Raw genomic sequence first — 23,413 nt, forward strand, 5'->3', positions numbered from 1 at the left:
CCCGCTCCATGAGGGCGACAAGCTCGACGATGAGGCCCTGAAGGCGCTCATTCGCGCGGCCGTGGCCCAGAACATGCCGGCGCAAGCGGCCGCTCGCCGCGCCGGCACTCGGAAGAGACTCAAGAGCGACTGAGGCCGGATGGCGGGCGTGGGTCGGAGGTCGGCGGGGCACGGATTTCTCTGTTCAATTCTATACAGACGCGGTCGGCTTTCGAGCCGATGCTGCGCCTTATCCAGCCGTTACCGGCTTCGTACCAGAGACAGGAAATCAGATGGATAAGGATCGGATCAAGGGCGCGGCCAACCAGGCCAAGGGCGCCGTGAAGGAAGCCGCCGGCAAGCTGACCGGCGATGCCAAGCTCAAAGCCGAGGGCAAGACCGACAAGGCCGTGGGCCAGGTGCAGAGCGCCGTCGGCGGCCTCAAAGACACGCTTCGCGGCAAATAGCCGCCGCCGGCCGATCCTGGCCGGCAGCAATCGAAAGAGTGGCCTCACATGTCGCTAACAACAATTCTCATCATTGTCTTGGTCGTCCTGCTTCTCGGCGGCGGTGGCTGGGGCTATAGCCGCTGGCGCTGACAAGCCCCGGATCAAGCGGCTCTCGTCTCTTGGGAGCCGAGTGACCGAGAAGCCTGTGAAAGCTGAGATCGGCCGAGGCGGCCGATCTCCGTCCTCGGGTTCACCCCCGCGCCCCGCTTTCCGATCGACACCCTGCCGCCTCGGAATCTCAACTCCCATGCCAGTCCAGCACGCGGAGCGCGCGCAGCGTGTTCCAGCGGCGGGCCCTGCCGATCTCGGCTTCTAGTTCGAAGGGAAGCCGCTCGAGCCGGTCTGGGTGAAGGAGGTTGAGCGGCCAGCGCCCGTTCTGGTGGCGCCTCTTCTCCACCAGTGCCACCGCTTCGGCGACGCGCTCGTCGGGCGCAACGCCGGCGCTCCGCAGAAAATCCAGCCCGCGCAGCACGTCGTAATGCCAGGTGGTCGGAAAGGCGAAGCGCGTCCAGCGGTGATTGATCACCTCGCCGGAGGCGAGCGATCTGTGCAGGCGACGCTCCAGAAGATAATCCTGGGCCCGGGTCCGGGCCCGCGTCACGGCGGCCGGTGCGCCTTGCGCCGTCTCGTACTCGAGGAGCCCTTCCAGGACGCAGATCGTGGAGTGGAACGAGGATCGCCGGCTCGTCGGGGCCTCGCAGTTCCAGCCGCCATCCTCGAGCTGCTCCTCCAGGAGGCGATCGACCAGCCGGTCGCTGTCGGCGCCGAAATAAGCACCCGCCGCCAGGATCCGCCCGTTGATGCAGGCCTCGGTCTCGCCCTCGAAAAAGGGCCTGCCATCGAGTTGCCACCAGGCGATGCGCTCCCGCACGCGGTCGATCGACTTGCGGACGCTCTCATCCGCCGGATCCACTCCCAGATCTTTCAAGAGCGCGAGAGCGTAGACGGTGCGCATCCAGCCCTCGTCGTCCTCCGCACCCCACTGGCCGCCCTCGGCTTGGAGGCCAAGGAGCCGGGCGCCCCAGCCTTCCGAGGCGACGCGCGAGCGCTCGGCGGCGACGGCCTCGCCGGTCTCGTCGGTGAGGTCGCGCAAGACCTGCCAGCGGATCGACGGATCCGAATCGAGCAGCCACTTCAGGATCGCCTTTCGACTCGCCATGCTCCTCTCTCCGTTGCCGACCCGGGATACCTCCCATCGAGCCGGTGGAACTCTACGGATCTTGGACGTGGAGGTCTCGACAACAAGTATCGGTTGACCGAGCTTGGGAACCCCTGCTGGCGCCACTGACCGCGTCGCGTTTCATGGCTTCGTCCCGACGCGCGCCCGGACGAAATGAATCGGCCCGGCCGGCGCAAGCCCGTCGCTTCGTCCGGCGAAATAGCGCGCCGCCATGGCCGAGCTGTTCAGATCCTCGACATCGCCGAAGCCCTCGGACCGGAGCGCCGCGCCCAGCGCCGCGGGCTCGAAATAGCTTTTCCAGGGTTCTCCACCGGCTGACACCTGCTTGCCCAGCGACGTGAAGCCCGGCCGCTCCTCGGCGCTGTAGTTCTGGGCCGGCTCGAAATAGTCGAAGGCGATCTCGCTGTCGGGGGCCAGCGCGCCGACATCGCGGAGCGTCTCCAGGACGGTGTCCGCGGACAGGTAATAGACGACACCGAGCCAGGAGAAGAAGGCGGGGCGGCCGAGATCGACACCGCCCGAGCGCAAACCCTCGGCGAGGGATGTGGTGTTGAAGTCGATGGGGATGAAGGCGACCGATGCCGGTATGGCAATGCCGGCAGCCGCGAGCATCCGCTTCTTCCAGGCCTGCGTCGCGGGATGGTCGACCTCGAACAGCCTGACATCGGCCGGCAGCGCCTTCCGGTAAGCGAGGGTGTCCAGGCCGGCGCCGAGCAGGATCACCTGGCGAAGCCCCCGGGCGACCGCGGCCCGGCCCAGATCGTCGCAGAACCGGCTGCGCGCCACCACGGCCGCCCGAAAGGCGAGCGCGAACGGCGTCCGTTGATCGGTCGGATCCGCCCGCAGCCTCGCTTCTTCTCCGGCCCCGAGGATCGGAACGGCCAGCGGACCCCGGAAGACGAGCGGCTGGTCGAACAGCTGGTGCGCCGCCCGCTGCATCGCCACGCGCAGCGCCGTTTCGCTGGCCTCTCCGTCACGCATCGGATGTCCCCTTGAACCGACCCGATCCCGTCTATTTCATCGTGAAGCCGTTCTCGACGAATCCAAACGGGCCCATCGGCTTTCTGCTCTCGAGCAGATCATGCGTCACAGGTAGCGCCGGAGAATACCTTCGATATAAGGGTTGATCTCCCGATGCGCATGGCCATACCAGGAGCCGTGGCCCATGCCGGGCAGCAGGTGAAATTCGCCCGTCGGGATCAGGCCCGCCAGTTCCTCGCCGTCCTGCGGCGGCGCCTGCACGTCTTCGGCGAAGGCGATCACATGCACCGGCACGCGAACCGACCGGAGCCGCTCGCGCTGGTCGAAGCGCAACGACGCATCCCATTGCGGCACGAGCGATTCCTCGTTGTCCCCCGACTCGATCCATTCCAGCAGCAGCTCTTTCAGCCGCGGCCAGAGCTCGCGATCGCCCAGCGCGCGCGCCGGATAAAGCATGCTGGCATAATGCGTGACCCCCATCATGCCGTCGAGCGTGCCGCCACGTTTGCGAAACTCGATCTCCGCTTCCTGAAAGTCCCAGCCCCAGCCGGTGCTCCAGGCGCCACTCCCCATCACGATCGCGCAGCGCACCAGCTCGGGCCGATCGATCGCGACCTGCTGGACGATGGCCGAGCCCAGCGACGAGCCGATGAAGGCGACCGGGCCGTCGCAGACCCCGCCTACCAATTCGGCGACATCGCTGGCGAAATCCTCGATGAGCCAGGGCGGGCTGACGTTGGAGGTTGTCTTGCCGATGCCGCGATTGTCGAAAACCGTGCTTCGGAATGCGCTGTCGAAGTGAGGCGTCTGGAACTGCTGCCAGTCTCGCCCCCGGGCGCCGCCCCCGCCGACCCAGACGATGTCCGGCCCGCTGCCGGTCTGTTCATAGGAAATTGTGGCCGAAGATCCGGCGAACAAAGGCATTCGTCTCTCCTGTTGGAAGTAAGCTATCAGCGCCTTCAACAACCCGACGTCCTGGAATCTCAGGTCTCGTACCAGTTCAGCACGCGCAGCGCACGCAACGTATTCCAGCGACCGGCCTTGCCGACTCCGGCTCGCGATGCCTTTCTCCGTTACTGATGAGCGACGCATGTCATCGAACGCCGTCGTGCCGATGACAGCCTGTTGTTGCAGCAGGCAGAGAATTTTCCCTTATCGAGTCTCAAGCGAGAACAAGGCGCAGGTACGATGCGGCACAACCTATACGTTAAGGCTTCGATCCTACCTTCGACGCCCGTCCGCAGCTTCGACGGCCAGAACCACTTGCGCCATAAGGACAGCGGACCGTCTCGGAGGCCGCGATTTGGGTGTATGGTGGTGCCCTGAAGATGGCTCCTGCGCGGGCAGCGGCGCGAGGGTGGGAGGTCGCTTTATGGATAGATCGGCATCCTTCCAGACGTCTGGCCTGACCGCGGTTGACCCGCGTCGGCCATGTCCTCCTGCCACCGCAGTCTCCGAGGGAGGGCCCAACTATCTATAGGTCTAACGGTCCGCCTATTGACTACCGATAGTCCTCCCGCCGTCCGGGCCTTGAGCCGGCGACCAGACATCACAGGGAGTTTCCCGGCCAGCCGGCGCATTCTGCGGTTTCGATTCCTAGAGAATCTCCAGGTCGCGAGATTCATGGCGCAGGATTCGAGGCCTGACGCCGTGTTGACATCGATTGGCCGTTGTTGCGCCAATTACAGCAGAAAGCCGGAACTCGCTGCAGGCTTGGCTGTTGTGAACGAATGGGCGCGCCGCTCGCTATTTTGGTGCGAAAACGACAGATGTCTGATGGGATTACCAGGAGTAGAAGACAATCAGTCGACTGCTCTCCGCAGGACAGGATAGATGTCCGGGCGAGCGCAGAGGATCGGACAGCGGGACCGTGCCCCGGACGGGGGCCGGGACCAAGCCGAGGGGTCAACCCTCGTGGTCATCGGGGAGCGGCGTTATGACGGGATATCGCGGAACTGAAAGCCTGCGTTCGGCCCTTGCATTCACCTTGTCGGCCTCTCTCGTTTTGGGCGGGTGCGTGTCAGCCGGCCCTCAGGACTTCTCGCAAAACGTCGCTCAGGGCGGCCCCGAGAAGTGCAACAAAATCACGCAAGACGATGTCGACACGGATACCGCCCGAACGACAGCCGAGGGTGCTGCCGTCTGGGCCGGCGTTGGTGCTGTGCTCGGAGCCCTGCTCGGCGTGGCTTCAGGCGGCAACGCAGCCCAGATCGGGACGGCGGCCGCGATCGGCGCAGGCGCCGGGGCGGTGGGCGGCGGCGTGTCGGGCTATGGCACGGCTCAGCAGAAGAATCGTTACGCACTCCAGGAGGCGCGACTCAACTGCCAGATCGAAGCCGCCCAGGAAGACAACGCGAAACTGGACAAGCTTCTATCGGACCTCCAGAGTTCGATCGACTATAACGTCAAGCAGATCGATGAGCTGCAGGCGGAATATAACGCCAAGAAGGTCAGCGCCGACGAGGCGAAGGCCCAGCTCGCATCGATCGACAGCGCAACATCGCAAATGGAGCGGACCATCGCGCAGCTGAAGGAGCGCCAGCTCGCCTATCAAACGGCGCGCGATGCCAATAATGACGCGGCAGACAAGAACCTGAACACCGCCGAGCTGGACAAGAACATCGAGGATCTGAACAAGAAGATCGCCGAGGCCGATTCGGCCCTGCAGGTTCTCGTCGAACGGCGCAAGGTTGCGCAGATCGGATAGCGGCTGCATGAAGCCTGATCGTCTCCATCATCATCATCGGCGGCGATGGGTCGTGGTTGCCGCGTTCCTGGTTCTGCCGCTGCTGTCGGCAGCCATGAGCGGATGCAGCTGCAGCGACGATCCCCGGACGGGCGGCTATATCTGCGGCCAAAGCGGGCTGAATAGCGGCGCCTACCAGCAGCGGGTCACGACCCGCCAGCAGACGCTGGAGAACACGCAGGATGATATCAAGCGGAAGCAGCAGGATTCCGCCGATCTGCAGATGAAGAACGAGGATCTCACCAAGCAGGCCGATCAGATTGAAAAAGATATGAACAAGCTCGATGCGGACATCGCCGAAATGAAGAAGAGAATCGCGGCGGAGTCGGCGAGCAACTCTTCCCACCAGAAGGAGCTGGCGCAATTGCAGAAGGACGCCGAGCAGCTTCGCCAGCAGGCGGCGATCGCCAAGAATACGCCGGGCACCGATGCCGAGCGCCAGCAAGAACTCCAGCGGCTGCAGCAGCGCTACAACGATATCCAGAATCAGATCTTGCTGATTACTGGAGGAGCGTGACAGCGGGAACGCGGGCCAGCGGCAACTCGCGTCGACGGCCGGGCGACCGGGTCGTCGTCGTGGCAGATCGGCATGTGATTGTTGTCGTTGCCTTCATGCTGTGGCCAAATGGCGACCGCTCTCGGGTGGAAGGTTAGGCTCATGGATATTCGACCGGCGGCCTGGCGGTGTCGGTTGGCGCCACCTCCGCTGCGGATCGGGCCCTGGATTGGAGCCGTCATCCTGGCCCTCGGGATGATCGGGCTCTCGGCGGAATTGACAGGCGGATGGGCGCAAGAAGCGCAGCCCGTCGCCACGCCTGCTGCCCCGTCACCGCCGCTCGATCCCAATATTGAGCTTCGCGAGCGGCTGACGACGTTGCGAGCGAAGAATGATTCCTTTGCGGAATCGCTGACTCAACTCCAACTGCTGATCTCGCTCAATGTCTGCGATCCGGCGACCAAGGCCAAAATCGAGGAGTTGATCGCCGCCGCTCGCCAGGCCAGCAACGGCACGGACGGGACCGGGACCCTGGCGCAGGCAGCGGATCTTCCGGCTGCCGCCACGGCGGTGAGCTTGAGCCCGCCGCCGGCCGACCTGGCAACGCCATTGTCGCGCGCCGAGATTGCCAAGAGGCTTCAGGGCCTCACGGTCTTCGTGCTGACGGAGGGTGGGTTCGGATCGGGAATTGTCGTCGGCCCCGACGTCGTTCTGACCAGTCGCCATGTGATCGAGAGCGCCGGGCCGCGCGGCATCCTGGTCCTTCAGTCAGGGCAGCCGAGACCCCTCCAGGCGAAGCTCGTCGCGGAAACCGCGTCATCGGAGTTCAATCGTCAGGACTTCGCTCTGCTCCGATTGGATCAGCCTCTTTCGCAGGCCACTCTCGCGATCGCACCTCGCCAGGAACCGCTCGAGAGCGTCTATGCGGCAGGCTTCCCGAACTCCGTGGTCTCGAACGATGCCGGGTTGATTTCTCTGTTGAGCGGCCAGGCCGGCCAGGTGCCTTCACCGGTTCTGTCGTCCGGCACGATCACGACGATTCAGCAGAACGGCAATGTGCCGATGATCGTTCATTCCGCCGAAATTTCTCCCGGCAGCAGCGGCGGGCCCTTGATCAATGCTTGCGGGCAGCTGCTTGGCATCAACACCTTCATCACCGACGGCGGCGGCGGCGCCGCCGGCAAGTTCGCGATCTCGGCCCAGGTCGCCAGGGACTTCCTGGGGCAGCACGGCGTGACGGTGCCGCTCGGCGTTCCTTGTGCCGCAGGAGCCAATTAGGTGAGCGAATTCAGCGACGGCGCAAAGCCTCTGTTGCTGGCGACGACGAGCGCCAGCGGTGTGACTCGACTTTCTCGCGACGAGGTCCGCCGTTGAGCCGCAAGAGACTGTCGAGGATCGGCGCGAACAGTGCGGTCGCCATACTGGTTGGCGGCAAGCCGGTATGGAAGCAGTCGGATCGGATTCTGACGATCGCCAGGCAGTATGCGGCCCCGGCCGCGGCGACGCTGCTGGCGCAGCCTGAGGCGAGCGCCGACGGCCAGAGCATAGAATGGTATTCGGCGAATCCCGGAACGGCGATCCGTCTTACTGAACTCGCTCCCGCCGAACAGGCGGCTGTCGGGGAGCTGCTGCGGACCCGCATCGAACAGCTTCGGGCGCTCGCGGCCCATCCGGCGCTCGCGAGCCAGAAAGACTTGCCGGCCCTGCTCCATGACGCCACGGAGTATCCCGGACCGGATTTCGTCTATGTGATCGGGCGCGATCCGGTCTTGACGATGTGGGGGCATCGTTCGTCCCAACTGGTGACGCCCGTCGCTCGTCCCTTCCTTTGGACGAGGTTGTTATGGCCGGCAGCCCTGGCGGCGCTGCTGCTGGCGCTCTGGTTCGGGTGGCAGCCGCTCAGCGGGCTGATCACGCATGAATGCCCCTCGGACGGCAGCAGGGTGTTCTTCTGGACGACATGCGCGACACCCCCGGCCACGGCAGTCGGACCGGATCCGGCATTGCTGCAGCAATTGCTCGACGAGCAGGCGCGTGCCGAGCGCGACCGGGCCGCTTTCGATGCCCTGATCAAGACGTATCAGGAGAAGCTTCTGGCATGCGCACCCGCCTCCGTGCCGGCACCGGTCGTGCCGGCCCTGCCCGAGCCGGCGCCGGCCCCGGAGGTCGTCCCGGTGCCGCCGGCCCCGCCGGCAGTCCAGGAGGCACCAACGGTGCCCAAGGTCGTGCCGCCGACCCCGCCGCCCGTACCTCCCCAGCGCGCGACCGAGGCGCCGGCACCGCCGCCGGCTCCTTCCCAGCAGGTCGCCGAGGCGCCGGCACCGGCGCCGTCGACTGCGGTATCGCCGCCCCCGCCCTTCGAGGAGCAGAAGTGCGAGGAGGTCCTGCCGACACGCAAGGCCTGGGAGGCGCCTCAGGTCTATTTTGTGGTTGATGCTTCAGGGTCCATGGCTGAGGATGCAGGCGGGTCGACGCGTCTTGACGCCGCCAAATCCTCGATCAGGTACATGGCACAGCACCTCCCCGGTGACGTTGTGACGGGGTTGATCAGTTTCACAAATTGCGATTCCATCGTGAATGGCGGCAGCATGAGCCGTGATGCCCTCATCCGGGCGACCGACGCTCTCCAGCCCGAACGAGGAACTGCCCTTGCCCGGTCGATCGAGCGCGCAGGGAACACAATGAGCAGGACCCGAAAGGCCATAATGGTCGTCGCGACCGACGGCGAAGACACCTGTCAGGGGGATCCGTGCGCCGCCGCGCAAGCGGCGATGGCCAACAACCCGAACCTGACGATCAACGTCGTGGATGTCGGCGGATCCCGAGTGGCCCAATGCATCGCCAATGCCGGCCATGGCAGGGCATTCAGGGCGGACAGCGCGGATGAGATCGTGAAATCGATGCAACAAGCCGCGCAAGAGACGTTGGTCCCCAAGAAGTGCGTCACGGAGCCCTGAAATGTATTCGGGCCCTTTGCTGCAATCGGGAAACCTCGGCGACTACACCGCGCTGGGTGAAGTGGGCTACCCGGTCTTCACGGCCGCCCCGCAGATCAGGCTCGCGATCTCGCGCCAGATCGGTCAGGAGGTTGCCGATTTTCTCGCCATACCGAAGCATCATCCGGATGGCAAATCGATCGACTGGTATGCGCCGGTCGATGGCGACATCGTTCCATGGTCTGCAGCCTCCGCGGAGGAACGCGCCCAGCTGACGGCACAGATCCAGACGTTCAGAGCGCGCATCGCCGAGCATGCGAGCAAGATCCGGGCCAGCGCCGCCGGGGGCGACCAGCGCGTATTCGGACTCCTGCTGGAGCAGTCGACGCGAATCCCCGACGAGAACCATCTGTTCCTCGTCGGTCACAAGCCGGTGATCACCTTCTGGGGATTCCTGCGGGCGGGCGAGGAACGCGGCCGGGACGTCCTTGGCGAATTGCGCGGCGCCCCGCCCGAGGCCGGCATCGCACGACTGCCCGATCCGGTAGGGCGGTCGAGCTGGCGCTGGCTCCCGCTCGCCTTGATACCGCTGCTTCTGCTCCTGCTGCTTTGGGCAGGATTGCAGTTCTGGCATCCCTTCGGCTTGACCGTGCCGGCCTTTCCGATCGCCCTGGGCCCGCAGCCCGAAGATCAGGAATTCGGCCAACTGCACAGCGGCGACGTCGGGCCGGATGGGGTTGTGATCCATGACGGTACGATCGTCAACGGCGGCACCGCCGTCGATGGCACCGGCACGGCCACGACGACCGTCCCGATCCCGGCACCTTCGTCGGCCGACGGCACGAACGGCCCCGCGGCCGGCTCGACGGCTCCGGACGCCGCGAGCAACGAGAACACCCCGCCGGACGCCGGCGCACAGGATCAAAACTCGCCGGGGACGAACGGCGAGAATCCGCCGGCACCGGACAGCGACACCACCAATCCCGCCAATCAGGCCAACAATCCGCCTCAACCGCCGATCAATCCGATCACTATTCCCAACAATGCCAGCGATCCGTCCTTCCTGGCCGGCGAATGGCGTTCCGATTCCGGGTTGAGGGACAAGGACGGCAAGGCCGCCATGATGAGTTACAAGTTCGATTCCCACGGCAACGGCACCACGACCCTCAGCCTGTCCGACGGCTCGACCTGTCAGGGCGCGTCCACGGCGACGGTCGATCAGGGCCGGGTCATCATCAAGGATCAGGATATCCTGAGATGTTCGAACGGCGGGGCGTTTCGCGGCGCCACGACCACCTGCGAGAAGGACCCGTCGAGCGGCAAGACACGCTGCCGCGGAACCTATGGCCCCGATCAGGGCAACTTCGACGTCATGCTCGGACGATGATGCTTTCGGCGCGGCGTGACGGGCGCCTGGACTGCGGATCTGGAGACATGGATGCTTGCGGAGCTGAGTAAGTTTGGCGAGAACGCCGCGCTGATTGCGAACAGCGGCGTCCAGTTCATGGATTTCGGGCTGAACCTCGCCCACGCGAATCGCCTTCCGGCGTCGGGGTTCGCCAAGGATTCGAACGGCACGGTTTTCCGCCTCGACTATGACGAGCGGGACGGCGTCTATTGCGCGCCGCGCGCGGGTGCGGGCCCCGAGGTATCGCGCGCCAGCATCCGGCCCACGCTCGAGATCCCGATCGCCGACACCCTGAGCTTGTTCGACCGGCGCTGGATGCCGATCCCGGTCCTTCGGGTCCGCCCGGGGCGAAGCTTCGATCTGGGTCCCACCAACTGGGTACGCGCCCGTGTGACGGCCCTCGCCCAGCCTGACGAGGACGGGCATAGCCATCGCGTCACCATCGCCTTCGATACCACGATCCTGCCGCCTCTGCGCGACAGCGCGATCGAGTATCTGGCGCCGGAGCAGAAGGACGTCGGCGCCGGCCATACCTTCATGCTGGCTTGGATCGGTGCCGAGCCGATCCCCTTCGTCCAGCAGCGATGGGTTTCAGAATGGGTGTCGGAGACATTTCGTCTGTCCGCGTCCAAGCAGCTCCGGATCGACGAGGATGAGGTCGAGCTCGAGATCAGGCGCCAGGTCGATGTCGCCCATTATCTCGCCTATCTCGGCATACTCGGCCAGTTTTCCGGCCTGCCGCGCCTGACCCTGCGCAGCAACGGGGACGACACCGTGCATGCGCCGATCAATGTCGACTTCGTGCTCGATGTCGGCAACTCGCGGACCTGCGGCATCCTGATCGAGGAGCATTCGCAGGACACCAACTGGACCAGCAATCGATATGAGCTGACGCTGCGCGATCTTTCCGAGCCGCATCTCACCTATAGCGAGCCTTTCGAAAGCCGGATGGAATTCAACCATGCCAGCTTCGGTCTCGATAACATTTCGAGCCTGAGCGGGCGGGCCAGCGCATTCAACTGGCCGACGATCGCCCGGGTCGGGCCGGAGGCCCTGCGCCTCGCATCGAGCCGTCGCGGCATGGAAGGCGCGACCGGTCTCAGCAGCCCGAAGCGCTATCTGTGGGATGAAGAGCCCTATGCGCCGGGCTGGCGCTTCAACCACACCTACGGCCTCGAGGCGCATGAGCCGCTGGCGACCGCGCAGCCGTTCTGCAAGTTCATCGACGAAGCGGGCCGGTCGCTGTTCAGGGCGGAAAATGCCGACGCCATGCCGGTGTTCATTCCGCACTATTCGCGAAGCTCGCTGATGACGATGATGCTGGCGGAAGTGCTGATGCAGGCGCTCTCGCAGATCAACAGCCCGATGCAGCGGATGCGACAGCAGCATGCCGGGCTTCCGCGGCAGCTGCGCCGTGTCGTGCTGACGGTGCCGCCGTCGATGCCGTTGCCGGAGCAGCGCAACTTCAAGAACCGCATGGACGATGCGGTCGTGCTCTTGTGGAAGTCCATGGGATGGCATGCCGAGGATGCGGCGCCGGATGACGAGGCGCAGCGACCTTTTCCCGCCTTCCCCACGGTGATCATGAAGTGGGACGAGGTGACTTGCGGGCAGGTGGTCTATCTGCTGTCCGAATGCGTCAACCATTTTGGCGGGGACACGAAGCGGTTCTTCAGCGTGATGCGCCGTCGCGACGTGTGGCAGGACGACGGCCGCCTGCGCATCGCATCGATCGATATCGGCGGCGGCACCACCGATCTGGTGGTGACGGATTTCGAGCTCAAGCAGGCCGACGCCAACGCGTTGATGATCGAGCCCAAGCAGCTGTTCCGGGACGGGTTCAAGCTGGCCGGAGACGATATCCTCCTGCACATCATCCAGACCCAGATCCTGCCGGCGATATCGGCGGCGGTGTCGGCGCTCGGCGTTGCCGAGGTGCCCTCGGTGATGTCGGAGCTGATCGGCGGCGAGAATCTGGATGTCCAGCGGCAGATGCTGCGGCATCAGTTCACGTTGCAGATTCTGATGCCCGCCGGCCTTTCGCTGTTGCATCGTTACGAAACCTACGATCCGGTCGTCGGCGCGGACGTGGTGACCCTGCCGCTGCGCCAGCTGCTGCCGCTCGATGCCCAGCCGCATCGGCGCGCGATCGAGTATTTCGACGCCGGGATCCGGAAGGCCTCCGGCGGATTGCAGAACTTCGACGTCATGAACGTGCCCGTTCCAATCGACCTCGAGCGCATCCATGAGCAGGTCGTGAGCCCCGACTTCGATCTTCACGGGGCGCTGAGCTCGCTGTCGGATATCGTCGCCCAATACAACTGCGACGTCCTCCTGCTGACGGGGCGGCCGTCGCGGCTGCCGGCCATCCCCGAGCTGCTGCGATCCCTGATGCCCTTGACACCCGATCGGATCATCCCGCTGCACAATTACCGCGCCGGCAGCTGGTATCCGTTCCACAAGCATGGGCGCATCCACGACCCCAAGACGACAGCGGCGGTCGGCGCGATGATCTGTGTGCTGGCGGCGGGACGGCTGCCCAACTTCAATCTCCTGGCAAGCCGCTTCGATCTCAAATCGACGATGCGATATTTCGGCCGGCTGGACGAGCGCAACGTCATCGGCGCCGACGACGTCTATTTCACCGACCTCGACCTCGACGATCCGGATTTTCAACTTCCGGCCAAGCCGTTTCCCATGGCCGGGCCGGCCAGGCTCGGGTTTCGGCAGCTCGCTTCGCCTCATTGGCTCGGCACGCCGCTCTATTTCCTCACCTATCGCGAGGATGTCCGCCAGGAGCTGCATGAGCATGTGCTTCTGGTCACCCTGGAGAAGGATCGGGCCGGCGGCGACCGCCGCGCCAAAGCCGCGCGCGATATCGGCAACGATCGGTTTCGGATTGCGCGGGTTGCCATCCGCGAGCCGGATGGAAAGGAGGGCCGGAACATCAGCCGTGATATGCTGCAGCTACGTCTCAACACTCTGAACGACCCACGCGACGGTACCGCGGGTTACTGGTTGGATACGGGAACGGTGTTCGAGTGAGCAGGGAGCAACAATGTCGATAGACCAGGCGAATAAGTCCATCGACTCCTGTGCCGTCATAAATCGGGCATTGGGCGAGGCCATCGATTGGGTGGACGAAGTGAGGGAGACGGCGACCTCGCTCGACCGTGTCGCCGACTCGCTGGTCGAGGATCTGAGACGGTGGCGCAACAGGTGCCGGCGCCTGGGCCGCGCGGCCGCGCGGCCGCTTTCGATCGGCGTCTTTGGCATCAGCCAGGCCGGGAAGTCGTTCCTGGTGGATTCCCTGGCGCGCGGCAGCACGGGGCGGCTGGAATCCCGCATGGGCCGTGCCACGCTCGATTTCATGAAACATGTCAACCCGCCTGGCGGCGGCAAGGAGGCGACGGGCCTGGTCACGCGCTTCACGCGCGCGCCCAGCCAGGCACCCGATGACTTCCCGGTCGAGGTCGAGCTGCTCTCGGAGCCGGATGTCATCAAGGTGCTGTGGAACAGCTTCATCAACGATTTCGACCAGGAGGCCCTGGCGCCCGACCACGACCCCGCCAAGCTCGCGACATTGCTGACCCAGCTGCGCGGCCGGCGAAGGGATCATGCCGTCGCCGGCATATCGACCGACGATGTGGTCGATCTGATGGACTATTTCCAGCGCATGTCCCGGCGCTCGCAACAGCAGTTGCGCGGCAATTATTGGCCGAGCGCCGTCGAGCTCGCCCCCTATCTCGAGCCGGCGGATCGCGCCAGGCTGTTCGGCGTCCTCTGGGGCGACGTGCCGGCCTTGACCCGGCTCTATCTCGATCTCCAATCCGCATTGTCGTCGGTCGGGCATTGCGGCTCCCTCTTTTGCGAGCTCGCGGCCCTGGTGGAGCAGGGCGGGAATGGCGAGCTGGTTCAGGCCAAGTGCATCAACAATGTCGACATCCTGAAGCTGCTCGATGGCGACGGAGGCGACGAGATCCGGGTGCTCGCGCGGTTGGACGCCGGGATGACCTCCGAACGCCGCATCCGGCGCGGGCTGCTCGCCGGTCTCACAACGGAGTTGCGCTTCACCTTGACCGAGCGCCCGGAGGCCGATGTGCTGGAGAACGTCGATCTCCTGGATTTTCCCGGCTACCGGGGCCGGCTGCAGATCCAGGATGCCGGCGAGATCAAGAAACCCGGCGTCGAGGAGGGGGCGGGCCACGCTGCCTATGAATTGTGGCTGCGGGGCAAGGTGGGCTTCCTGTTCGAGCGATACACCGAGGATCAGGAAATGAATCTCTTGATCCTGTGCGCCCCCAGCACCAAGCAGAGCGATGTCACGACGATCGGTGCCGTGGTCGATACCTGGGTCAAGTCGACCCAGGGCGCCGATGCGGCGACACGTGCGCGGCGCGCTGCCGGGCTGCTGGTCGTAACCACGATGTGGGATCTGAAGCTCCAGCCTTCCGCCAATGAGACGCCGGAGATCCTGGAAGTCATGGCGGACAACGTCGTGCATATGGTGCTGGAGCGATTCAGGAGCCTCGACTGGGTCGGCAACTGGGACGGCAAGCCGTTCAGCAATCTGTTCCTGGTGCGAAAGCCGGGCGTGCCCAGCATCCTGTTCGCCCAGAAGGACGGCCTGGAAATCGGGATCGCGCCGGCACAGGCGGAGCGCATCGGCAAGATCCGGAACTATTTCCTGGCAAGTCGCGAGATCGCCCGCCACGTCCTCGACCCGGAGCCGGCATGGGAAGCGATGCTGGCACCCAACGACGGCGGCATCGGTCGGGTGATCGACTATCTGCGGCGCGCAGCCGACCCGGAATATAAGCGCCAGCGCATTGCGGAGCAGATCTCGGCCCTGGCCAACGACTTGATCAAGTTGCTGTCGCCCTATTACCGGGGCGACGCGAGCTCCGATGTCGCGGCCAAGAATCGGCGCGCCGACGAGGTCATCGCGGCGATGAACAGCGACGAGTACCGGGCCGAACGCTTTCCGGAGCTCCTCAACGCCATGCTGCTGGATGCGGAGCAATGCCGCTCCAGTTATCTGCGGGTCGATTCGATGGCGCCCAACGCGCCGTCCAAGAGCAAACCGGCGGCGGGCGGTGCCTTGCTGAGACAGCTGGAGGCCAAGGGGCTGGCGGGCAAAGCCGCCGGCGACGGCATCAGGCCAGCGGCCGCCACCAGCGAGCGGGCCCGAAAGTTTGCCAACGCGGTCACGAACAGCTGGCTCGCCCAGCTGCGCGACATTCCCCGCTCGGCCGCCTATGTCCGATACCTCTCGATCAGTTCGAGGGCGGTGGAGATCCTGACCGACGAGATTCTCGCGGGCGCTCTGCGCCTCGCCATCCCCGGCAAGATCGCCGCCGCTTGCAATCTGGCCGAGGGGGTTGCCGCCAGGCGTCGGACGCAATTTGTCGATGAGCAGGCCCTTATCGCCGCACGGGTGATCTCGGACTATGTCACGCATCTCGGGACGCTGGGGGGACGGGGGCTGAACAACCTGTTCATCGACCATCGACGCGTTTTTGCGACCGAGCCGGCTGCCGAAGGCATGCCTCAGTTCAGCGAGGAGCGGATCGGCGTGCCCCGGCTGCTTTTCATCACGGACTGGCTGAGCGCACTGAAGCAGCTGATCGTCGACAATGCTGGATTCCAGGAAGGATCCGAAATCACGCAGGAGCAGAACCAACGGCTTGGCGAGATCATGGCTCTTGTCTCCCGTGCCGCTAGAACTTAGGCATTTTGGGGCGGCGAAGTCAGAGAGACGGCAAGGTCGCTAGCAAAATGCGCGCAGAAATCATCGGCTCCGGGCCGGGCACGGCCATCATTCGCGTTCTGGGGAAGGGAACCCCGGCGCCGCTCGAAGCCTTTCAGATCCAGCGCAACCAGGTGCCGGATTCCTACCTGGCGCCGGACGGGGAGTGGCAGGCCTCCCCCGATCATTGGGTCAGCCTCGGTCCGGCCGATCTCCTGTCGATGGGCGAGGGATTCGAGTTCCGAATCGGTCCCGAGATCGTGGACCCGATTGTCACGACCCTGACGCGGAGTACGTTCCGGCTCAATTTGCGTGGCGGTGGAAAGCTCGCGGTTCTGGCGCTTGCCGCGGCGGGCCAGGCGCCGTTGCTGTCGTCGGGCGCGCGGGCACGGCCGGGAGTTCGTCCGCAGGAAATCCCGCGGGTGGAACCGCCTGCGCCGCCCGACATACCGATCGTCGAGCCGCCCGAGATCCCCATTGCGCCGCCATCACGGATCGCGCCCGTCGCGCCACAATCGAGACGCGGGATGCTTCTGGCGGTCATGGTGGCGCTGCTGGTGGTTGGGGGTGGGCTCGCCTGGTGGGTCTATCGCGATCGGGCGGGGACCGTGTCGAATGGCTCGCCGCCGGAATCTTCGAGCGAGCTGTCTCTGCGCGACGAGCTCAAGCGATTCATGGATACCAATCCGACGGCCGAGGCGCTGGTCAGCAAGGCCGACGGCATGGTGGCCGAGGGCAACAGGGAGGGAGCCCTCTACCTGTACCGGCAGGCGGTCGACAAGGGCAGCATGGAATCGGCGTTGGCGCTGGGACGGCTCTACGATCCGACCGAGCCGGCGAACAGCAACAGCACCATAGCCAATGCGGAGACGGCGTCCTATTGGTATGCCAAGGCCGCGGCGGCAAACATTGTCGAGGCGCAGCGCCGCCTCGGCATCCTGCAGACACGCAACGGACTCAACTCCAGCAGTTTCGCCATGGGAATCGAGAATCTCAAGAAGGCGAGCGATCAGGGCGACGCCGACGCGGCAAAAAAGCTGAAGGAGCTCGGGCAATGATCACCAGGGTCGCAGACCACCACCGGGCAAGCCTGTCGGTCATTGTCGCGATCTTGTTCATCACAGTTTTGGTTGGCGTGGCGGGCGGCGGGCGCGATGCGCTGGCGCAGGGCAAACCGCTGCTGATCGAGGGCAAGCAGACGCTCTATCAGCGGATCCTCACCTATCCTGGCGCCTCCATCCATGCCGCGGCAGGCGATACCACCGGCACTCCCGTGCCGGCGATGAGCTCGTTCTATGTTTATGAGCGGCGGAATGTGGCCGGCGCCGACTGGCTGCTGGTGGGTGCGGCGGATGACGGCATTACCGCCGGCTGGATCGACGGTCGCCAGACAGTCGCCTGGAAGCAGCAGTTGGCCCTCGCCTTCACCAATCCGGCGCAACGAGACCGAACCTTGATCTTCCGGAATCAGCAGGACCTCGAGGCCGTGATCAACGCAGAGGATCCGGGCGCCGCCGCCGGCGCCCTGCGGCAGAGGATCGCCGGCGGATCGACGCCCGACGATTTCCCCGTCGTTGCCCAGGAGCCCGAGACCTTCATCGATATCCAGCACCAGTTCTATCTGCTGCCGATCCTGGACGCCAAGGAGACGATGACCGGCGCCGGCTATGAGATGCGCGAACTCCATCTGGCTTCGATCACGGGCGGCGTCGAGGCCGGGAAGGAACCCGCCGCCCCGTCGCTGTCGGCCCCGGATACCGACAATATGTTGCGGAATTTCAGCGCGGCTGTGGTGTTCGTGATCGATTCGACCCAGTCGATGGGTCCCTACATCGATCAGACCAAGAAGGTCGTCACCGGGATATATGACCAAATCCAGAAGCAGGACACCGGCGCCAACGTCAAATTCGGCCTTGTGGCCTTCCGCTCGAAGACCAAGGAGAAGACCGACATCGAGTACCTGACCAAGGTCTTTGTCGACCCGAGCCAAGCGACGGGCAAGGACAGCTTTCTCGAGAGCGTGAAGAAGCTCGCGCCGGCCAACGCCTCGACTGCGCGTTTCAGCGAGGATTCCTACGCCGGTGTGGTCGCCGCCCTGAACGATATCGACTGGTCGGCGTTCGGTGGCCGCTACATCGTGCTCATCACCGATGCCGGAGCGTTGGAGGGCAAGGACGAGTATTCCAGCACCGGGATGAACGGCGAGCAGGTGCGATTGCTCGCACAGGAACGCGGTGTTGCCATTTACACCGTTCACCTTCTCACCCCGGAGGGCGCGAGCAATCACAAGGAAGCCGAGGCCCAATATGGCGCCCTCAGCAAGAACAGCGAGACCAGCCGGCCCCTGCTCTACCCGGTCGAGGGCGGGAATGTCGATCAGTTCGGCAAGGTCATCGGCGTTCTGTCCCAGGCGATCGTCGAGCAGGTAAAGACGGCGAACGCGGGCGGGCTGTCCCCCGCTGGGGTGCAGACCGCGCCGGCGTCGACCGACGACGCGACGCGGATCAAGTCGGATGTCGCCGCGGTCGGGTATGCCATGCAGCTCGCCTATCTGGGCCGCCTGGCCAAGACGACCACGCCGGAGTTCGTCGACGCATGGGCCTCCGACCGCGACTTTGCAAAGCCCGATGTGGCGACCATGGATGTCCGCGTCCTGCTGACCAAACGCCAGCTCAGCGACCTGCAGCAGGTCCTGCGCACGGTTCTGGATGTCGGCAAGACCAAGCAGCTGGACCCTGCGGGATTCTTCGACGCCATACGCTCGGCTGCCGCCACGGTCAGCCGCGATCCGACGAAGCTCAAGGATCCCAACGCCGTCAGGCTCGGCGATCTCGGCCTCCTGGACGAGTATCTGAGCGACTTGCCCTATAAGAGCAAGGTCATGAGCATAGATCAGGGCATCTGGCAAAGCTGGTCGATCTCCGAGCAGCAATATTTCCTGGATGAGATCGAGCGCAAGCTGGCGATGTATCAGCAGTTCAACGACGACGTGGACAGCTGGGTGAAGCTGGCGCCGAACGCACCGGCGAGCGAGGCCGTCTACCCGGTGCCGCTAGACGCTATGCCGTGACAGCGGATTCGGCATCTTCGACCTTGCTCGAACTCGACGGACTCGTTGTCTCGCGTCGACACGGCCGATCCCGCTTCCAGCTCTCCGTCGACAGGCTGGTCCTGCTGCCCGACCGGCCGACCCTGATTCGCGGCCGCAGCGGTTCCGGAAAAAGCACCCTCATGGATGTCCTGGGGCTGGTGCTGCGCCCTGAACGCGTCGGCCGCTTTCTGTTCCGTGCCGCTGGAGAGCCGATCGACGTCGGCGCGCTGCTGGAACGCAGGGACGACCAAGCGCTGACGATGCTGAGACGGCAATATCTGGGCTACATGCCGCAGACTGGCGGTCTGCTGCCCTATCTCTCCGTGGCGGACAACATCCTGTTGCCGGCGCGTCTCGCGGACGTCGAGAAGCCCGGATATCTCGACCAGCTTTCGCGCGCCCTGGGAATTTCCCGGCTCCTGCAAATGAGCCCCAATCAATTGTCGATGGGCGAGCGGCAGAGGGTCTCGCTTGCCCGTGCTCTGGCCCATCGTCCGCGCATGATCCTCGCGGACGAGCCCACGGCCTCGCTCGATCCCGTGAGCGGGACGGCCGTCATGGAGCTGTTGCTGGATTACGCCCCATCCCAAGGAACGACGCCGATTGTCGCCACTCACGACGATCAGCTTTTGAAGCATGGCGTGGCGCAGATGCTGCGGGTCGAGGTTGACGAATCCGGTGGCGATGGCGATACCGTCGCCAGCCGCGTGGTGTCCGAATGAGCCGGGCGCGGGCATCGCTTCAGGTGCCGATCCTTGCGCTCCGCGGGGCGGTGTTCGAATGGCGGCTGATCGCCTGCTACGTGTTCGGGCTCGTCGCCGTCCTGGTGCCGGTCATGCTGACGGCGGGTCTTCGCTTCGGGGTCATCAACGGCCTTGTGGAGAAGTTGAGCGAAGATCCGCGCAATCTCGAGATTGTGGTCGCCGGAAACTATCAGCTCACGCCGGAGTGGTTCTCCAAGATCGGGGAGTCGGGCTTGATCGGGTTCCTGGTGCCGACCACGCGCTCCCTGTCGGCCACCGTCAATCTGGTCACTCTGGGCGCCGAGAGGCGCATGGCGAGCGCTGTCCAACTGATACCGACGGGTCCGGGCGACCCTTTGCTTGGCCAGGATGAACCGCCGGCGGCGACCGACGAAATCGTGCTTTCCGCATCGGTCGCGGAAGATCTGGGCGTCCGGAAGGGCGACGAGATCGGGTTGCTGGTGACGCGACGCTTGAACGGCAAGAACGAATTGAAGCAGCTGTCGATGAAGGTCGTCGCCATTGCTCCCGTGGGGCTGGTTCAGCAGGATTCGGCGTTCGTGGTGCCCGGCCTGCTGGTCGCGACCGAGGATTTCCGCGATGGGACCGTTCAGGAGCTTGCGGCGGTCGCCGGGACGGCGACGGCCGGCCGCGATTTCGCGTCCGCGCGCATCTTCGCCAGGACCATCGATGACGTCGCACCGCTGGCGGAGCTGGTCGGCCGCACCGGCCTCTCCGTCAGGACGCGCAGTCAGGATATCGCGGCGGTCAAGCTGCTCGACAGGTCGCTGGGCATCGCCTTCGCGATCATCGCGACGGTCGGCGGGAGCGGCTATCTGCTTTCGGTCGTGGCAAGCCAGTGGGCCAATCTCGAGCGACGCCGGCGCGACCTCAGCATCCTGAGGCTCATCGGGATAACCAAGATCGGTGTCCTGATGTTGCCGGTCATCGAAGCGGTCATGATCGCGGGGTTCGGGTTCGGGATCTCCACCCTGCTGTTCTTTGCCGGATCTCGCATCCTCAACTGGGCTTTCGCCTCAAGCCTTCTGGCTGAAGGCGTGGTCTGCCAACTGGGTCTGGTGGAGATTGCGGCAATCGGCGCGACAACAATTATCGTCGCCGCGATCGCCGCCGTCATTGGAGGATTCAATGTCGTTCGCATCGAACCCGGCGAAAGCCTCCGGACCCTTTAGAGTCGCTGTGCTGGCGTTCGCCATGCTCGGCTGGGCCGTCGGCGCGAACGCGCAGACAGCCTGGCCCGAGAAGCTCTTCAATCCCACCCCGGCAACCGACGACGTGGTGCTGCCGATGCCTTGCGGCGGAGCGATGGTCTTCCGTCCGGTCGTTGTCCCGGGCGTCAAAATTCTCGACGATTATCAGGTGCAGCTTGGCGACAGCGACAAGGAGTACGCGTTCTCCGAATACCGGCACTCGGAATATCTGTCCGCCCCCTTCGCCGACAAATCTCAGGGACGCTATTTCCTGATTGCCAAATATGAAACCACCGATCTCCAGTACAACACGATGACCGACCCCAATTGCCCCGAGGCGACGCTGATCGGGCGACGGCCAGTGGTGGAGAAGACCTGGCTGGAAGCCATGGAATTCGCCGAAAAATACTCCACCTGGCTGATCAAGAACGCGGCGCGGTCGCTGCCCAGCGCCGGCTCCAGCACGGCTTTCCTGCGCCTGCCCACGGAAACCGAGTGGGAATATGCCGCCCGCGGCGGCGTTGCGGTATCGCCGTCGGAGTTCGAGGAGCGTACCTTCCCCATGCCGGAGGGCATGGAAAAATACGTCTGGTTCTCCGGATCGGGCTCGTCCAATGGAAAGCTGCAGCTGACGGGCTTGCTCAAGCCAAACCCTCTTGGGCTCTACGATATGCTGGGCAATGCGGATGAATTCACGATCGACCTGTTCCGCTTGAACCGTGTCACCAGGATGCTGGGCCGGCCGGGCGGATATATCATCAAGGGCGGAAACTATCTGACGTCGATGGACGCGATCAGGTCATCGAGCCGCAGCGAGTTCCAGCCTTATTCGGAGCAGGGGCCGCGCCGGTCGAAGACCACGGGATTCCGCCTGGTCGTTTCGGCGGCTGCACTCAACAACCAGGACGATATTGCCGAGGCACGGGCGGAGTGGGATCGCCTGGGGTCGGCCAACGCGGCGTCGTCGACCGCCGCGGCGAGCGACGATCCTGTGAAGGAAATCCAGTCCCTGACCGAACTGGCAGACGCCGGCAGCGCCATGAAGGAGCGGCTGGAGCGCCTCGCCGCCAAAGTGAAGGCCGACATCCTCGAGCTCGAGGATCAGAAGCAGCGCTCCGCGCGGACCATGCTGAGACTGGGCGCATGGCTGGCAGCCAAACTGCAGCAGGATGTTCATGCCGTCGCGCTCGACAAGAGCAACCTGGACAAGGGGCTCTTCGACGAGAAGTTCTCCGCCCAGATCCGGGATCGCATCGAGAAAGACGAGGAAACGATCAGGAAGAACATGAATTTCTACAGCGATCTCGTGATCCGGGTTTCGGACGACTTCGATCCGGCGCTGTTGGACGAAGGCGGTGCTGTTCTGGTCACGGAGCTGCAGGCGGCTCAAGTGTCTTACCTGATTGATTTCGTGGACCTGTTCCGCAAGCATGTCGATGACTTCACGAAGAAGCACATCGTCGAGCAAGATGCCTGGCTTGCTGACTTCGCGGCAAGCGACGGAAAGTGAGGCGGCGTCAGCGAGCCGGCCTGACGGCGCGCTCGCGGCGGAGTTCGCAGGCAAGAGCGGAAATGCGGCCAACGACCTGTTTCGGCGCCTTGCGGACGCCGGTGATTCTCGGGAGAAGAGCGCGATGAGCGCGAAATATGACGGCATCGGGATCAACTATGCGGAGCTTCGCAAGCCCGATCGGCGGATCGCCAGGATCATCGAGAGCGCGCTCGGGTCGGCGCAAACTATTCTGAATGTCGGCGCGGGCACCGGTTCCTACGAACCGGCCGGTCGATCCCTGATCGCCGTCGAGCCTTCGCGCGAGATGATCCGGAAGCGCGGTCCGGCGGCGGCCGAGGCGATTCAGGCCAGCGCCGAGGATCTGCCGTTCGACGACAGGAGCTTCGACGCTGCGATGGCGGTCCTGACGATTCATCATTGGCCCGACAAGGAGGCAGGCTTGCGCGAGATGCGCCGCGTGACACGCGGCCGGATCGTCCTGCTCACCTTCGATCCGTCGCACCGGCCCTGGCTGACGGACTATCTTCCCGAACTGGCGGCGTTGGACGAGGCGCAGATGCCGACGATGTCCGACTACGAACGATGGCTCGGCTCCGTGCAGGTCACGCCCGTTCCGGTGCCCCACGATTGCAGCGACGGGTTCCTCTATGCCTATTGGCGCCGGCCTGCGGCCTATCTCGATCCCCACATCCGGTCCGGCAGCTCGTCCTTCTGGGCCATCGGCAACGCCGAAGCGGGATTAGAGAAGCTGAGGCGGGATCTCGAGACCGGCGCGTGGGAGCGCCGCTACGCCGAATTGCTGACCCTCGACGAATATGACGCGGGATACCGGGTCGTCGTCGCGGACTGATCCGCAAGCGACCGTTTTTCA

Annotated in this window: 18 protein-coding genes; 15 read left to right on the forward strand and 3 right to left on the reverse strand. The window is 64.6% G+C overall.

Features of this window, described 5'->3' with window-relative positions:
• Positions 1 to 272 precede the first annotated feature (272 nt).
• Both FRZ44_RS00525 and FRZ44_RS27660 read left to right on the forward strand, forming a co-directional pair.
• Entirely contained in the window at positions 273 to 446 is a 174-nt protein-coding gene (locus FRZ44_RS00525) for a CsbD family protein (protein WP_151175338.1), read from the forward strand.
• A 48-nt stretch (positions 447 to 494) separates the two neighbouring features.
• On the forward strand, positions 495 to 578 hold the full coding sequence (locus FRZ44_RS27660) for a DUF3309 family protein (protein ID WP_151180097.1): 84 nt from the start codon (positions 495 to 497) through the stop codon (positions 576 to 578).
• 148 nt (positions 579 to 726) lie between these two features.
• Here the strand turns inward: FRZ44_RS27660 and FRZ44_RS00535 are convergent, their stop codons facing one another.
• The 3 genes from FRZ44_RS00535 to FRZ44_RS00545 form a co-directional block, all read right to left on the reverse strand.
• Complete coding sequence (locus tag FRZ44_RS00535; RefSeq protein ID WP_151175339.1) at positions 727 to 1,647, reverse strand: prenyltransferase/squalene oxidase repeat-containing protein; 921 nt, start codon at positions 1,645 to 1,647, stop codon at positions 727 to 729.
• Positions 1,648 to 1,788: 141 nt separating this feature from the next.
• Positions 1,789 to 2,649 carry a class I SAM-dependent methyltransferase gene (locus FRZ44_RS00540; RefSeq protein ID WP_151175340.1) on the reverse strand — a complete coding sequence of 287 codons (861 nt, stop codon included), beginning with the start codon at positions 2,647 to 2,649 and terminating at the stop codon, positions 1,789 to 1,791.
• Positions 2,650 to 2,754: 105 nt separating this feature from the next.
• Entirely contained in the window at positions 2,755 to 3,741 is a 987-nt protein-coding gene (locus FRZ44_RS00545) for an alpha/beta fold hydrolase (RefSeq protein WP_151175341.1), read from the reverse strand.
• A gap of 844 nt (positions 3,742 to 4,585) precedes the next feature.
• Here FRZ44_RS00545 and FRZ44_RS00550 point away from each other — a divergent pair.
• The 13 genes from FRZ44_RS00550 (at position 4,586) to FRZ44_RS00610 (ending at position 23,392) form a co-directional block, all read left to right on the forward strand.
• The gene (locus FRZ44_RS00550; protein WP_151175342.1) at positions 4,586 to 5,356 is read left to right on the forward strand and encodes a hypothetical protein; all 771 of its coding nucleotides are present in this window, start codon (positions 4,586 to 4,588) and stop codon (positions 5,354 to 5,356) included.
• Between the two features lie 7 nt (positions 5,357 to 5,363).
• Positions 5,364 to 5,912: a hypothetical protein gene (locus FRZ44_RS00555; protein WP_151175343.1), complete on the forward strand. Its 549-nt coding sequence runs from the start codon at positions 5,364 to 5,366 to the stop codon at positions 5,910 to 5,912.
• Between the two features lie 234 nt (positions 5,913 to 6,146).
• Positions 6,147 to 7,169 carry a S1 family peptidase gene (locus FRZ44_RS00560; RefSeq protein ID WP_191908333.1) on the forward strand — a complete coding sequence of 341 codons (1,023 nt, stop codon included), beginning with the start codon at positions 6,147 to 6,149 and terminating at the stop codon, positions 7,167 to 7,169.
• 92 nt (positions 7,170 to 7,261) lie between these two features.
• Complete coding sequence (locus FRZ44_RS27475; RefSeq protein WP_151175345.1) at positions 7,262 to 8,848, forward strand: VWA domain-containing protein; 1,587 nt, start codon at positions 7,262 to 7,264, stop codon at positions 8,846 to 8,848.
• A gap of 1 nt (position 8,849) precedes the next feature.
• Positions 8,850 to 10,214 (forward strand): SrfA family protein, encoded by a 1,365-nt coding sequence (locus FRZ44_RS00570; protein ID WP_151175346.1) that lies wholly within the window; start codon positions 8,850 to 8,852, stop codon positions 10,212 to 10,214.
• A 51-nt stretch (positions 10,215 to 10,265) separates the two neighbouring features.
• The gene (locus tag FRZ44_RS00575) at positions 10,266 to 13,280 is read left to right on the forward strand and encodes a virulence factor SrfB (protein WP_151175347.1); all 3,015 of its coding nucleotides are present in this window, start codon (positions 10,266 to 10,268) and stop codon (positions 13,278 to 13,280) included.
• A 91-nt stretch (positions 13,281 to 13,371) separates the two neighbouring features.
• Positions 13,372 to 15,966, forward strand: a complete 2,595-nt coding sequence (locus tag FRZ44_RS00580) for a virulence factor SrfC family protein (protein WP_191908334.1) — start codon at positions 13,372 to 13,374, stop codon at positions 15,964 to 15,966.
• A gap of 47 nt (positions 15,967 to 16,013) precedes the next feature.
• Positions 16,014 to 17,042 carry a tetratricopeptide repeat protein gene (locus FRZ44_RS00585; RefSeq protein WP_151175349.1) on the forward strand — a complete coding sequence of 343 codons (1,029 nt, stop codon included), beginning with the start codon at positions 16,014 to 16,016 and terminating at the stop codon, positions 17,040 to 17,042.
• Complete coding sequence (locus FRZ44_RS00590; protein ID WP_151175350.1) at positions 17,039 to 19,054, forward strand: vWA domain-containing protein; 2,016 nt, start codon at positions 17,039 to 17,041, stop codon at positions 19,052 to 19,054. Before FRZ44_RS00585 ends, FRZ44_RS00590 begins: the two co-directional genes overlap by 4 nt.
• A 23-nt stretch (positions 19,055 to 19,077) precedes the next feature.
• Positions 19,078 to 19,797 (forward strand): ABC transporter ATP-binding protein, encoded by a 720-nt coding sequence (locus tag FRZ44_RS00595; protein WP_151175351.1) that lies wholly within the window; start codon positions 19,078 to 19,080, stop codon positions 19,795 to 19,797.
• A complete protein-coding gene (locus tag FRZ44_RS00600) occupies positions 19,794 to 21,011 on the forward strand; it encodes an ABC transporter permease (protein ID WP_151175352.1) in 1,218 nt (405 codons plus the stop codon). Before FRZ44_RS00595 ends, FRZ44_RS00600 begins: the two co-directional genes overlap by 4 nt.
• Positions 20,968 to 22,539 carry a formylglycine-generating enzyme family protein gene (locus tag FRZ44_RS00605; RefSeq protein ID WP_151175353.1) on the forward strand — a complete coding sequence of 524 codons (1,572 nt, stop codon included), beginning with the start codon at positions 20,968 to 20,970 and terminating at the stop codon, positions 22,537 to 22,539. Before FRZ44_RS00600 ends, FRZ44_RS00605 begins: the two co-directional genes overlap by 44 nt.
• A 124-nt stretch (positions 22,540 to 22,663) precedes the next feature.
• Positions 22,664 to 23,392 (forward strand): class I SAM-dependent methyltransferase, encoded by a 729-nt coding sequence (locus FRZ44_RS00610; RefSeq protein ID WP_151175354.1) that lies wholly within the window; start codon positions 22,664 to 22,666, stop codon positions 23,390 to 23,392.
• Positions 23,393 to 23,413: the final 21 nt, after the last annotated feature.

The organism is Hypericibacter terrae (assembly GCF_008728855.1).
In the GTDB taxonomy this organism is placed as follows: domain Bacteria; phylum Pseudomonadota; class Alphaproteobacteria; order Dongiales; family Dongiaceae; genus Hypericibacter; species Hypericibacter terrae.

What these genes read in the sequence shown, in the direction of transcription:
- FRZ44_RS27660 (WP_151180097.1), top strand. Translation starts at nt 495, where the DNA reads ATGTCGCTAACAACAATTCTCATCATTGTCTTGGTCGTCCTGCTTCTC.
- FRZ44_RS00570 (WP_151175346.1), top strand. Translation starts at nt 8,850, where the DNA reads ATGTATTCGGGCCCTTTGCTGCAATCGGGAAACCTCGGCGACTACACC.
- FRZ44_RS00550 (WP_151175342.1), top strand. Translation starts at nt 4,586, where the DNA reads ATGACGGGATATCGCGGAACTGAAAGCCTGCGTTCGGCCCTTGCATTC.
- FRZ44_RS00555 (WP_151175343.1), top strand. Translation starts at nt 5,364, where the DNA reads ATGAAGCCTGATCGTCTCCATCATCATCATCGGCGGCGATGGGTCGTG.
- FRZ44_RS00575 (WP_151175347.1), top strand. Translation starts at nt 10,266, where the DNA reads ATGCTTGCGGAGCTGAGTAAGTTTGGCGAGAACGCCGCGCTGATTGCG.
- FRZ44_RS00600 (WP_151175352.1), top strand. Translation starts at nt 19,794, where the DNA reads ATGAGCCGGGCGCGGGCATCGCTTCAGGTGCCGATCCTTGCGCTCCGC.
- FRZ44_RS00545 (WP_151175341.1), bottom strand. Translation starts at nt 3,741, where the DNA reads ATGCGTCGCTCATCAGTAACGGAGAAAGGCATCGCGAGCCGGAGTCGG.
- FRZ44_RS00525 (WP_151175338.1), top strand. Translation starts at nt 273, where the DNA reads ATGGATAAGGATCGGATCAAGGGCGCGGCCAACCAGGCCAAGGGCGCC.
- FRZ44_RS00540 (WP_151175340.1), bottom strand. Translation starts at nt 2,649, where the DNA reads ATGCGTGACGGAGAGGCCAGCGAAACGGCGCTGCGCGTGGCGATGCAG.
- FRZ44_RS00610 (WP_151175354.1), top strand. Translation starts at nt 22,664, where the DNA reads ATGAGCGCGAAATATGACGGCATCGGGATCAACTATGCGGAGCTTCGC.
- FRZ44_RS00585 (WP_151175349.1), top strand. Translation starts at nt 16,014, where the DNA reads ATGCGCGCAGAAATCATCGGCTCCGGGCCGGGCACGGCCATCATTCGC.
- FRZ44_RS00590 (WP_151175350.1), top strand. Translation starts at nt 17,039, where the DNA reads ATGATCACCAGGGTCGCAGACCACCACCGGGCAAGCCTGTCGGTCATT.
- FRZ44_RS00560 (WP_191908333.1), top strand. Translation starts at nt 6,147, where the DNA reads ATGATCGGGCTCTCGGCGGAATTGACAGGCGGATGGGCGCAAGAAGCG.
- FRZ44_RS00535 (WP_151175339.1), bottom strand. Translation starts at nt 1,647, where the DNA reads ATGGCGAGTCGAAAGGCGATCCTGAAGTGGCTGCTCGATTCGGATCCG.
- FRZ44_RS00605 (WP_151175353.1), top strand. Translation starts at nt 20,968, where the DNA reads ATGTCGTTCGCATCGAACCCGGCGAAAGCCTCCGGACCCTTTAGAGTC.